Genomic DNA, 11,619 nt, shown 5'->3' on the forward strand with positions numbered 1-11,619 from the left:
GGCCTGGTCCGCTCAGGCCGGGGTGGGCGCCCAGCCCGCCTCAGCCTGGGCGGGGGTCGCCGGGCGGATGCGGCGGCGCACCCCGTCGGCGTAGTCGGCCACGTCGCGCAGCATCTCGGAGACACCCGCCCGCAGCAGGTACTGGCCGCCCGGCAGCGGGGTCAGGGCCAGGAAGGGAGCGCGGCTGAGGGTATCGAGGATGCTGCTCAGCTCGGCCGGGTTCACGCCGCTGCCCAGGCGCTCGGCGAGCCGGGGCACCTGGAGGACGCTGTGCGCGGGCTGCGCGGCCAGGGTCAGCAGCACGAAGGAGAAGGCCCCGCGCTGGGCGAGGTGGGCGCCCACCAGTTCGGATACGCCCGCCGCCGCGTTCAGGTCGAGGTCGCCCGCTTCCCAGTAAGGCCGCAGGTCGATGGGCGAGAGGGGCGCCAGCCGCGCGTGTTCCAGCAGCGCGACCAGGGCCTCGCGGGTCAGGCGCGGCGTTCCGGTCACCTTCTCGCCCTCGGCGGCGAGCAGGGCGCTGTAGTCGGCCCCGCCCTCCCAGCCTGGGCGCCGGGCCGCCTCGTTCAGCGCGACGTGGACCACGTACCCGAACTCGCCCAGCTCGGCCGCGAGCCGCGCCACGCCGGGCGCCGCGTAGCTCAGGCGGTAGCCCGTCAGGCTGGCGAGTTCGGCGAGTTGCGCTTCGGGCGTTTCGGGGACCGGGCCGGGGGCCGAGGTGGATGCAGGAGCGGCGGTGCGGGGCTCGCGGCCGAGCTGGGGCACGGGCACGAGCGGCTCGCGGGCAGGCGCCTCGGCGCGGGGAGCCACCGGGCGCTCGGCCCGAGCGTCCGGCTCCGCGTGTTGCAGCCGCACCTCGCGGACGTGCGGGGTGGCGGTCACGACCACCCGGCGCGGTTCGGGGGTCCGCTGGTTTTCGGTGCGGGGGGTGGTGATGGGCGCGTGGGGCTTGACGATGCCCTCCACGCTGTAGCGGCCCGGCTCCAGCGGCGTGATCATCAGCACGTCGTTCACGCCGAGGTTGGCGTCGTGGTAGAGGGCGTGCAGGCCGCGCACGACTCCGGCCGCGCGGTCGATCTCTACCCGGTGCTCGCGGCCCCGGTCGTCCACGAAAGTGGCCGGACCACTTTCAGGGAAAGTAGGCTCCAGGTACTTCTGAAGCCGCAGGACGCCTTCCTGAAGACAGGGGCGGGTCAGGATGTAACGCATCTGCTTCATGCGGGGAACTCCTTCATGGAAAGCGGTCCGGACGGCACCGCCGGACACGCGAGATAATCGTGGGCACTGCTTACGCCAAACCATAGCAGAGCCCGTCCCGTCGGCAAGGGGGAAGTGTGCGGCCAGAACGCGAAAATCTTGAGCGATGCGGCGAAAACCTGGCCTCCCCCCCCAATGGGGGAGCCGGTAAACTGCCGGGCATGACCACCGGCGACCCGACCCAGACTCCACAGGCGCAGGCCCTCGACCTCGTGACCCGGTACTACGCGGCCTTCAATGCGGGCGACGCCGAGGGCATGCTCGCCCTGCTCACCGACGACGTGCAGCACGATGTCAACGAGGGCGAGACCCAGCGCGGCCTAGACGCCTTCCGGTCCTTTCTGGCGAAGATGGACGCCCACTACCGCGAGCGGGCTGAGGGGGTCGTGGTGATGGCGACCCTGGACGGCAGGCGTGCGGCGGCCGAGTTCGTCATTCATGGTGAATACCTGAAGACCGATCCCGGCCTCCCCGAGGCAGCGGGGCAGAGGTACGTCCTCCCCGTCGGCGCCTTTTTCGAGGTGCGCGGCAGCAAGATCGCCCGCGTGACGAACTACTACAACCTCGCGGAGTGGACCCGGCAGGTGAACGCGGGGACGGAGCAGGCTTGAGCCTTACCGTCACCCCGGCGAGCGGCGAGGAGCTGCGCTCGGCGCTGCCCGACCTCGCCCGGCTGCGCACCGAGGTCTTCCGTGATTTCCCGTATCTGTACGACGGCCATCCCGAGTACGAGGAGCGTTACCTCCAGACCTATCTGGAGGCGCCCGGCGCCCTCGTCGTCCTCGTGCGGGACGGGAACGAGGTGGTGGGGGCCAGCACCGCGCTGCCCCTCGTTGCGGAAACCGCGGAGATTCAGCGCCCCTTCCTGGGGTCCGAGTTCGACCCCGGCGAGGTGCTGTACCTCGGGGAGAGCGTGCTGCGCTCCGAGTACCGGGGGCGCGGGCTGGGGCACCGCTTCTTCGACGAGCGGGAGGCCCACGCCCGGCGGCTGGGGCTTCCCGTCACCGCCTTTTGCGCGGTGCAGCGCCCGGCGGACCACCCAGCCCGGCCGGAGGACTATCGCCCGCTGAACGCTTTCTGGCAGGCGCGGGGCTACGTGGAGCGCCCCGACCTCGAAACCACGCTCGGTTGGCCCGACGTGGGCGAGACGGCCGACACGCCCAAGCCGATGCGCTTCTGGGTCAAGCGGCTGGCCTAACTTCGCCCGCAGCGTCTACGACTTCTTCTGCTGTTTCCATCCGTAGGACCGCACCGCGTCCACCGCGAACCACACGGCAACCGCGCCCCAGATCAGGGCGGGGAGCCAGTTCCCGGCCATTCCGTAGCGCACGGCGGGAACCATGCACAATGCGGCGAGCAGCACGCTGAGGGCAAAGACGATGTGGGGGGGCACGCGGCGACCGAACATGGAATCAGGGTAGCGGGCAACCTCTGGCGGATTCCTGACCGTCCCCACGGCGCCCGGCGTGCCAGACTCGGGGCACTGATGCCGGACTACGACGTACTCGTGATGGGGGCGGGCCACAACGCCCTAGTGACGGCGGCCTACGCGGCGCGGGCGGGCCTGAAGGTGGGCGTCTTCGAGCGCCGCCATATCGTCGGGGGGGCGGTCAGCACCGAGGAACTGGTGCCCGGCTACCGCTTCGACTACGGGGGCAGCGCCCACATCCTGATTCGGATGACGCCCGTGGTGCGCGAGCTGGAGCTGACCCGGCACGGCCTGCACTACCTCGAAGTGGACCCGATGTTCCACGCCTCCGACGGCGAGACGCCCTGGTTCGTCTGGCGCGACCCGGAGCGCACTGCGCGGGAGTTGGAAGCCCTCTTTCCCGGTCAGGGGGAGGTGTACCGCCACTTTCTGGACGACTGGACGCCCTTCGCCCGGTCGGTGGCGGACCTCTTCAACTCGGCGCCGGGACCGCTGGAGATGGGCAAGATGGTCATGGGCAGCGGCCGGGGCCGCGAGATGCAGACCCAGCTCTCGCGCATCCTGCGGCCCTACGGGGACGTGGCGCGGGAATACTTCTCGGAGGAGCGGGTCCGGGCACCGCTGACGTGGATGGCAGCGCAGAGCGGCCCGCCGCCGTCGGACCCGCTGAGTGCGCCTTTCTTGCTGTGGCACCCCCTCTACCACGAGGGCGGGGTCGCGCGGCCCAAGGGCGGCTCCGGCGGCCTGACGCGGGCGCTGCGGCGGGCCATCGAGGATTACGGCGGCGAGGTGCACGTCAATGCCCCGGTGAAACGGATTCTGGTGAAGGGTGGGAAAGCTCAGGGTGTGGAACTGGAAAACGGCGAGCAGTACACCGCCCGCGCCGTCGTGTCGGGTGCCCACGTTCTGACCACGGCGGGGGCGCTGCCCGAGGAGCACGTGCCCGAGGCGGCGCGGCGGGTGCGGGTAGGCAACGGCTTCGGCATGATCCTGCGGCTGGCGCTCAGCGAGAAGGTCAAGTACCGCCAGCATTCCGAGCCGGAGTCGCGGGTGGGGCTGGGGCTGCTGATCAAGGACGAGCGGCAACTGGCGAAGGCGTACGGCGAATATCTGGCAGGCGAGCCGACGACCGATCCGCCCCTCATCGCCATGAGTTTTTCCGCCGTGGACGACAGCCTCGCGCCCCCCGGCGGCGAGGTGCTGTGGCTTTGGGCGCAGTATTACCCCTATGAGCTGGCCTCCGGGAGTTGGGAGACGCGCACCGCCGAGGCGCGGGAGAACATCCTGCGGGCCTTCGAGCATTACGCGCCGGGCACGCGGGACACCATCGTGGGCGAACTCGTGCAGACGCCGCAGTGGTTGGAGACGAACCTCGGGCTGCACCGGGGCAATGTCATGCACCTGGAGATGAGCTTCGACCAGATGTTCGCCTTCCGGCCCTGGATGGCGGCGAGCCAGTACCGCTGGCCGGGGCTGAAAGGGCTGTACCTGACGGGCGCGAGCACCCATCCCGGCGGCGGCATCATGGGGGCGTCGGGGCGGAATGCGGCGCGGGTGCTGCTGCGGGACCTGACGCGGCGGGGGTGGAAGTGAGGGAACGGATCGGCGCAGGCGTAGCGGTCTTGCGGAGTGGTGAAGTGCTGCTGGTGCGGCGTGGCGACAATGGCCGCTGGGACGTGCCGGGCGGCGGCGCCCAGCCGGGAGAGACGCCCGAACAGGCGGCCCGGCGCGAACTGCGCGAGGAAACAGGCCTGACCGTGGGCGACCTGCGCCTGCTGGAGGCGCGGGCTGGGGACGACGCCTCGGAGCTGCGCTGGTGGCCTCTGGACGGGTTGCCGGGGGAAGCTTCGAAGACGACCCAGGCCTATTTCGCGGCCTTGCGGACGGTGGCGGGTTGACCCTGCGCCTCTCCCCCACCCTGCGGCGGTTCGGCCTTGCCCTCGCCGCTCTCGGCGTGGCGTTCCTGGGGGCGCTGCTGGTGCTGCGGGGCGTGGCGCTGGGGTGGGCGCTCATCGCCGTGGCTTTTCCCGCCTCGCTGGGGCTGGCGCTGGCTGGGGACGCGCTGGGGGGCGACTTCGGCGGCACGCTGCGGACGCGGTGGGCGGCCCTCTCGGCGCAGATGCGGCCGTGGATGTGGTGGCTGGTGGCCTACGCCGCCCTCAAGATTCCGGTCCCCCTCTGGCCGGAGGGGTTCCCGGTGCTGGGGCTGCTCAGCACGGGGGCGCTGTGTGTGGCCGGGTGGCTGTACGCCGCCGAGCGGGTGGGGGTGCGGCGGGCGTGGGCGATGGTGACGCTGTCGTTCGGGGTCGGGTGGGCCGTGGAACTGCTGGGCAGCCGCACCGGGTTTCCTTTCGGAATCTATTCCTACGAGACCTCGCCGTCGCCCACGCTGCTGACGGTCCCGCTGATCGTGCCGCTGGGCTGGTTCGCGCTGACGCTGGCGGCCACGCGGCTGGCGGGGGGGCGGGCGTGGCTGGCCGGAATTCTGATGGTCGCCTGGGACGTGGGCTTAGAGCCGCTGATGACTGCCCAGCGCTACTGGCTCTGGAGCGACCCCGCGCCACTGTGGGCCGGGGCGCCCGTGCAAAACTTCGTGGGGTGGTGGGTGGTGGGGACGGGGCTGAGCTGGGCCTTTACCCGCATCGCGCCGGGGCTGTTCGGGCGTCTGGGGCGGGGGTGGGGCGGGCCGGTGCAGGTGGAAGTGCGGAGAACGATGAGCTTCCGGGCCGAGGCCGTCCGCGTGGAGCCCGCTCCTCGGCCCGACCTCTCGCGCCTCTCTTTCGCTGCCGCCTATCCCATCGAACTGTTCTTTCTGCCCGGCGGCCTCGTGCTCGTCGGGCGGTACCTGGAGGCTGGGGTCACGTTGGGGGCGATGCTGGCCGCGCTCGTCCTCGCGCAGGCGGTGCGGGGGCAGGCCACCGTGGAGCGGGCGTGACTCCCGATCCGGTCGCCGCGATGCTGCGGGTTTCCATCCGCCGCAGTGTCCGCACCGGACTGGGGGGCGTGTGGATGCGCGGGCCGCTCCCGGCGGGGGGGGCGGTCCTGGCTCCCAATCACCATTCCTGGTGGGACGGCTACGTGATGGGCGAGCTGACCTGGGGACTGGGCGGCGACTTCCGGGTGCTGATGACCGGGTGGCAACTCGCCCACTACCCCTTTTTGCGGCGGGTGGGGGCGCTGGGCGCGGACGAGCTGCGGGCGGCGGTGCGGGGGGCGCGGGCGGGAGCGTGGGTGGTCGTGTTTCCGGAGGGGGCCTTGCAGCCTGCCGGTCCCCCCCGTGAACTGAGGCCCGGCGCGGGCTGGATCGCCCGGCAGGCGGGGGTGCCCCTCGTGCCCGTGGCCGTGCGGGTGGGCCTGCGCGGACGCCCCCGGCCGGAAGCCTACCTGCGCTTCGGGGCACCCACGACCGCCGGGGGGTTGGCCGAGGCGCTCGCCCGCGAACTCGGGGCGCTGGACACCGACCTCGCGGCGGGCGACCCGGAACGGCCGCTGGCGGGCTACCTGCACGTCTCCGGAACGCCGCTGCCCGACCCAGCGCGGCCTGACCTCCCCAGCCGCCTGCTCACCCGGCTGACCCAACCCGCAACAGGACGGCAGCGGTGAGGCGCCCCGACCTCGCCCGCGCCTACCGCCTCACGGCGGCGGGCTTTTTCGGCTACAAGGCCCTGACCCTGCTCGTCAATGCGCTGACCTATCCCCGGCTGCGGCCCCGGTCCCTCGCCCCGGAGCGGCCCCGCGTCTCGCTGCTGGTGCCCGCGCGGAACGAGGCCCACAACCTCCCCCACACGCTGCCGGGCCTGCTCGCGCAGGGGGCGGACGAGGTGCTGGTCCTCGATGACGGCAGCACGGACGGCACCGCCGGGGTGGCGCGGGCGCTGGGAGCGCAGGTGCTCACGGGCGCTCCCCTCCCCCCCGGCTGGCACGGCAAGCCCTGGGCCTGTCAGCAACTGGGGGAGGCAGCGACGGGCGAGGTCCTGATCTTCACCGACGCAGACGTGGAGTGGCACCCCGGTGCCCTGGGCGCGGTGCTGCACGAGTTCGCCCGCTCGGGGACCGACTTCCTGAGCGTCTATCCCCGGCAGCGCAACGTGACGTTCGGCGAGCGGCTGCTCACGCCGCTGGTGGACACGGTGCTGCTGACCTTCCTGCCGCATCCGCTGCTGCGTTTTCCGCACCATGCGGCCGCCGCCGCCAACGGGCAACTCATCGTGCTGCGGCGAGAAACCTACCGCCGGGTCGGAGGGCACGCGCTGGTGCGCTCGGAACTGCTGGAGGACGTGGCTTTCGCCAGCCGGGTCAAGGCGCGGGGCGGGCGGCTGGGGCTGGCGCTGGGGCGCGGGGTGCTGGAGGTGCGGATGTACCGCAGTTACCCCGACTCGGTAGGGGGCTTCGGGAAGAATGTCGGCTCCTTTCATGGTCGCTCGCGGGCGCTGCTGGCCGCCTCTCTGGGGTGGCATCTCGCGGCGTACACGCTGCCCTGGCTGCTGCCGGGACACGTGCGGGGGGTGTGGCCGCTGCGCCTCGCGGGGCTGGCCGAGCGTACGTCGGTCAACCTGCTGACTGGGCGCCGCCGCCCCGCCGACCTCGCCGAGGGGCTGCTCGCGCCGGTCACGCCGCTGCTGGCCCTGCCCGTGTATCGTCGGGCCATGCGGCGCAAGGTGGCCTGGAAGGGCCGGGAGTACGAGCAATGAACGGTCCCGCCCCCCACCCCGGAAGCCCCGCGTGAGTCCCCGGACCCGCCATATCGCCGTCATCGGGGCGGGCTTCGCGGGCCTCGCGGCGGCGCTGCGGCTGGCGCAGGCCGGGGCCAGGGTCACGGTCCTGGACGCCCTGGAGCGGCCCGGCGGCAAGGCGGCGCTGGGCTACGAGGACTTCTCCAGCGGCCCCACCGTGGTCACCATGCCGCAGGTCTTCCGGGGCCTGCACGCCCGGTTGGGGCTAGACCTGCCCCCGCTGGAACCCGCCCGCCCCACCACGACCTACCACGCGCTCTCGGGCCGCACCTTCGCGCCCGAGGCGCTGCATGTGGCCGGAAGCCTGGAGCCGACGCTGGCGCAACTCTCCCGACAGGAGGCCCGCGACTATGCCCGGCTGCTGGAGGCCGCCCGGCGGATGTACCGGGACGCCGCACCCACCTTCATCTTCGGGCCGCCGCCGGGTCGCGCCGGGCTCGCCCGCTACGCCCTGACGCGGGGCCTGCGGGCCGCCCCGTGGAGCAGCCTCGCCCGCCTCGTGCGCAGTGGCCCCTTCCTGACCCCCTTCTGGCTGCGCTTCGCCACGTATCTGGGGGCCGATCCCTACCGCGCCCCCGCCGTCCTGCACAACATTTCCTGGGTGGAGCTGGGCTATGGGGTGTGGCACCTGGAGGGGGGGCTGGGCGCACTCGCCGGGCGGCTGCACGAGCGGGCGGCGGCGCTGGGCGTGCGCTTCGAGTTCGGCACGCGGGTCCAGCTTCTGAGCACCCACGGCGGACAGGTCCTCGGGGCGCACACCAGCCGGGGAGCCTTTGCCGCCGACGCCTGGGTCAGCGCCGCCGACCGTGCCCTCACACGCGGGTGGCTGGGCCTGCCCGCCGACCCCGCCCCGCGCGGCCTGAGCGGATTTGCCCTGCAACTGCGGCTCCCGGAGAACCGGGGGCACGCCCACCACATCTTCTGGCCTGCCGAGTACGCCCGCGAGTGGCGCGACATCCGGGCGGGGCAGCTGCCGGGGGACCCCACCCTCTACCTGCACCTGGACGGCGACCGGGCCTTCCTGCTGGTGAACGCGCCGCCCCGCCCGGAGGCCGTCGGGAACGCGCCGGAGTACGGCAAGTTCCTGCTGCGGCAGCTTCAGGCCCGCTTTCCGCTGGAGGTATCCGAGTGGCGGCCCCTCTCCCCCGCCGACTACGCCCGCACCGGGGTGGGCGGCGCGTTATACGGACAGGCGCCGCACGGCCTGACGGGGAGCCTGCGCCCCGGCTGGACGCTGCCGGGTGCCCGCAACCTCGTGCAGGTGGGGGGCACGGTGCATCCGGGCGGAGGGGTGCCGCTCTCCATCCTCAGCGGCTGGAACGGGGCCGGGCAGTTGCTGGGCCTGGGCTACGACGACCTGGGGGGCCGGGACGTGCCCGGCAAGGGGGAAACGTGGCCCGGCTGACCCCCCTCGCGGCCCTGCCCGAGCCGCCCCCCCGCCCCGGCTCCGGTCACCTTCAGGACTGGGCGCAGGCGCCGCTGCCCTTGCTGGAGGAGGGAGCGCGGCGGGCACGCGAGGGCGGCGGGAGCCTGTTCCAATTGCGGTTGGGCCTTCCGGCGGTGCTGGGCTTCAGTCCGGAATGGAATCGCCGTGTGCTCACCGACCTGCCCACCTTCCGCAGCGCGGGCACCTTTCCGCGTCTGGTGCCCTTTATCGCGGGCGGCATCGTCCTGACCGACGCGCCGGAGCACCGCGCCCGCCGGGGCGTGCTGAATCCGGCGTTCGGCCGCTCGGAGCTGGAAGCCCTGCGCGAGCGGGTGCGCCTGGCCCGCCCCCCCGTGCCCACCGGCGAGTTCGACGCGCTGGACTGGGCCGACCGCGCCGTGCTGCGGATGCTGAACGCGGCGTACTTCAGCGGCGAGTTTCCGGAGGAGCTGCTGCACGCCTTCCTCGCCCCGCTGCGGCGCCCCTTTCCTTACCCGGCGCTACCCCGGCCCCGACTCTTTGCCCGCGTCCGGGCCGAGCTGGACTGGCTGGCCCTGCGGCGGCGGGCAGCGGGCGGAGGCGACGATCTCCTCGCCGTCCTCGCCCCCCTTCCCGGCGGGCTGGAGGAGGTGCGGATCAGCCTCGCCGCCGCGCACGACACCACCACACACGCGCTGGTGTGGACGATGTGGCACCTCGCCCGGCACCCGAGGTGGCACACGCGGGAGGGCCACCCCGCCGCCCTCAAGGAGACACTGCGCCTATACCCCCCCGGTTGGATGGGCAGCCGCCGCCTGGCCTCGCCGCTGGAGTGGGAGGGCGTCCACCTGCCGCGCGGCACGCTGGTGCTGTACAGCCCCTACCTCAGCGCCCGCGACCCGGAGCGCTGGGAGGCCCCCGGCGAGTTCCAGCCTCAGCGCTGGCACCAGCCGCCCCCGGCCTGGACCTACCTCCCTTTCGGCGGCGGCGAGCGGATCTGCCTGGGGATGCACCTCGCGCACCTGATCATTCTGGAGACGCTCGCCGCGTTGCCCCCGTTGTCACCCGTGAGCGACGACCCGGTGCCCTGGGCCGGGGTCACGCTGGGACCCGTGGGGCCAGTACGGATGCGGGCGGTTGGGGAGTCGACATCGTGATGGGCCGCCGCCGTATCCGGCCTCCAGAATCGCCCGGTTGAGGTTGACGCATCCTGCATACCGCGCTATCTTGGTTCTATCACCGCCCGAAGAGGCGGCTTTTTTTGTGCCCCGTACAGGCAAGTCGCCCGCGCTAGCCTGAGCGCATGAGCCTTCCCGCCGAGCCCCCGCCCGCTCCCGCGCCCGAATCCGGCCCGCCGCGTCCGGTGACGGTGGGGGACCGCTCGCCGCTGCCCGACGTGCTGCGGGGGCTGGCGCTGCTGGGCATCCTAGTCGTCAACGTGCAGGACTTCGCGGGCTTCCAGGAGTGGACACAGACAGGCGTGGACCGCGTGGTGCAGGTCGTCACCGACATCGTCTTCAACGGACGCTCCATCAGCCTGTTCGCCATGCTGTTCGGCTGGGGGGCAGCGGGGCTGCTGGTCCGGCACGGCTCGGGCCTGCTGGCCCGGCGGCTGACCGTGCTGCTGGGCCTGGGCACCCTGCATGGGGTGTTGGTGTGGCACGGCGACATCATCTCCAACTACGCGCTGCTGGCGTTTGTCCTGCTTCTCACGGCCCGCCTCTCCACGAGGGCGCTGCTGGGACTTGCCGGAGTGCTGGGCGGCTACTGGCTGGTGTCGGGAGTGATGCTGGCGCTGAGCTACTGGAACAGCCCCCGCGTCCGCAGCGCGGGACTCCCGGACCTCTCGCCCGGGATGACCTACGCGGAGGTCGTGGCCGGGCGGGCAGCCACCTTTCTGGACGACCTGATCGGCGGCAGCCTGTACAACGGCCCCTGGCTGATTGCCCTGTTCCTGCTGGGAGCCGCCGCCCAGCGCAGCGGCCTGCTGACCCGCCCGCACGAGCACCGGCCGCTGCTGCGCCGCCTCGCGTTCTGGGGGCTGGGGCTGGGGCTGCCGCTGGGCGTGCTGCTCGCCTGGCTGAACACCCAGACCAGCCTCGCTGCTGGACTGATCGCCATTCCTGTCCGGATGGGCGGGGGCCTCGCCAGTGCGCTGGGGTATGTAGGGGTGGTGGGGCTGCTGACTGTGCAGGACCGTCTGGGTCCCCTGCGGGCCTTCGCCGCCAGTGGGCGCGTGGCCCTGACGAACTACATCATGCAGAGCCTGATCATGACCACGGTCTTCTACCCCTACGCCGGGGCACAGTTCGGCCGCTGGGGCGCCGCTCCCGCCGTGCTGCTGGCTATCGGTGTGGCCCTCGCACAACTTCCGCTCAGCCAATGGATGCTGCGGACGTGGGGCAGTGGGCCGCTGGAAAAGTTGGTGCGGACGCTCGTGTATGGCGGGCGACGCTGAGACAAGCAAAAAAGGGGCCGACGCCAATGGATTGGCGTCGGCCCCTCTAGTTCAATAGGAAACGCCCCGAGTCGTATGACTCGGGGCGCATTCGCATCGCTGGTGCGTGACGTGACCTGTAGAAAGGAGGTGATCCAACCGCACCTTCCGGTACAGTTACCTTGTTACGACTTCACCCCAGTCATGCGCCACAGTCTAGACGCCTGCCTTTCAGCTCCCGGCGGTTTCAACTGCAACGTACTCCCATGGTGTGACGGGCGGTGTGTACAAGGCCCGGGAACGTATTCACCGCGGTATGCTGACCCGCGATTACTAGCGATTCCAACTTCACGGAGTCGAG

The 11,619-nt window shown here is 72.1% G+C and carries 12 protein-coding genes and 1 rRNA gene; 10 read left to right on the forward strand and 3 right to left on the reverse strand.

Features of this window, described 5'->3' with window-relative positions:
• Positions 1 to 12: 12 nt before the first annotated feature.
• On the reverse strand, positions 13 to 1,215 hold the full coding sequence (locus F8S09_RS08295) for a hypothetical protein (protein ID WP_194165270.1): 1,203 nt from the start codon (positions 1,213 to 1,215) through the stop codon (positions 13 to 15).
• A 200-nt stretch (positions 1,216 to 1,415) separates the two neighbouring features.
• Here F8S09_RS08295 and F8S09_RS08300 point away from each other — a divergent pair, with 200 nt between their 5' ends.
• On the forward strand, positions 1,416 to 1,865 hold the full coding sequence (locus tag F8S09_RS08300; RefSeq protein WP_152870983.1) for a ketosteroid isomerase-related protein: 450 nt from the start codon (positions 1,416 to 1,418) through the stop codon (positions 1,863 to 1,865).
• Positions 1,862 to 2,452, forward strand: a complete 591-nt coding sequence (locus tag F8S09_RS08305) for a GNAT family N-acetyltransferase (protein ID WP_152870984.1) — start codon at positions 1,862 to 1,864, stop codon at positions 2,450 to 2,452. Before F8S09_RS08300 ends, F8S09_RS08305 begins: the two co-directional genes overlap by 4 nt.
• Before the next feature lie 15 nt (positions 2,453 to 2,467).
• Here the strand turns inward: F8S09_RS08305 and F8S09_RS08310 are convergent, their stop codons facing one another.
• Entirely contained in the window at positions 2,468 to 2,662 is a 195-nt protein-coding gene (locus F8S09_RS08310; RefSeq protein WP_152870985.1) for a hypothetical protein, read from the reverse strand.
• Positions 2,663 to 2,740: 78 nt separating this feature from the next.
• Between F8S09_RS08310 and F8S09_RS08315 the strand changes: the two genes are divergently transcribed.
• The 8 genes from F8S09_RS08315 to F8S09_RS08350 all read left to right on the forward strand — a co-directional run bounded on the left by F8S09_RS08315 (position 2,741) and on the right by F8S09_RS08350 (position 11,279).
• Entirely contained in the window at positions 2,741 to 4,276 is a 1,536-nt protein-coding gene (locus F8S09_RS08315; protein WP_152870986.1) for a phytoene desaturase family protein, read from the forward strand.
• Entirely contained in the window at positions 4,273 to 4,581 is a 309-nt protein-coding gene (locus F8S09_RS18145; protein WP_322618657.1) for an NUDIX domain-containing protein, read from the forward strand. The genes F8S09_RS08315 and F8S09_RS18145 overlap by 4 nt, the downstream gene beginning before the upstream one ends.
• Positions 4,578 to 5,618: a carotenoid biosynthesis protein gene (locus F8S09_RS08325; protein ID WP_322618658.1), complete on the forward strand. Its 1,041-nt coding sequence runs from the start codon at positions 4,578 to 4,580 to the stop codon at positions 5,616 to 5,618. The genes F8S09_RS18145 and F8S09_RS08325 overlap by 4 nt, the downstream gene beginning before the upstream one ends.
• A complete protein-coding gene (locus F8S09_RS08330) occupies positions 5,615 to 6,286 on the forward strand; it encodes a lysophospholipid acyltransferase family protein (protein WP_322618659.1) in 672 nt (223 codons plus the stop codon). The genes F8S09_RS08325 and F8S09_RS08330 overlap by 4 nt, the downstream gene beginning before the upstream one ends.
• Entirely contained in the window at positions 6,283 to 7,374 is a 1,092-nt protein-coding gene (locus F8S09_RS08335; RefSeq protein WP_322618660.1) for a glycosyltransferase, read from the forward strand. Before F8S09_RS08330 ends, F8S09_RS08335 begins: the two co-directional genes overlap by 4 nt.
• A 31-nt stretch (positions 7,375 to 7,405) precedes the next feature.
• Positions 7,406 to 8,821: a phytoene desaturase family protein gene (locus tag F8S09_RS08340; protein WP_152870987.1), complete on the forward strand. Its 1,416-nt coding sequence runs from the start codon at positions 7,406 to 7,408 to the stop codon at positions 8,819 to 8,821.
• Entirely contained in the window at positions 8,809 to 9,978 is a 1,170-nt protein-coding gene (locus tag F8S09_RS08345) for a cytochrome P450 (RefSeq protein ID WP_322618661.1), read from the forward strand. Before F8S09_RS08340 ends, F8S09_RS08345 begins: the two co-directional genes overlap by 13 nt.
• Before the next feature lie 146 nt (positions 9,979 to 10,124).
• Positions 10,125 to 11,279, forward strand: coding sequence for a DUF418 domain-containing protein (locus tag F8S09_RS08350; RefSeq protein ID WP_152870988.1), 1,155 nt, complete (start codon positions 10,125 to 10,127; stop codon positions 11,277 to 11,279).
• A 122-nt stretch (positions 11,280 to 11,401) separates the two neighbouring features.
• Here F8S09_RS08350 and F8S09_RS08355 read toward each other — a convergent pair.
• Positions 11,402 to 11,619: ribosomal RNA gene (locus F8S09_RS08355) — 16S ribosomal RNA — on the reverse strand; the annotation flags it as partial.

Source organism: Deinococcus terrestris, assembly GCF_009377345.1.
In the GTDB taxonomy this organism is placed as follows: Bacteria; Deinococcota; Deinococci; order Deinococcales; family Deinococcaceae; genus Deinococcus; species Deinococcus terrestris.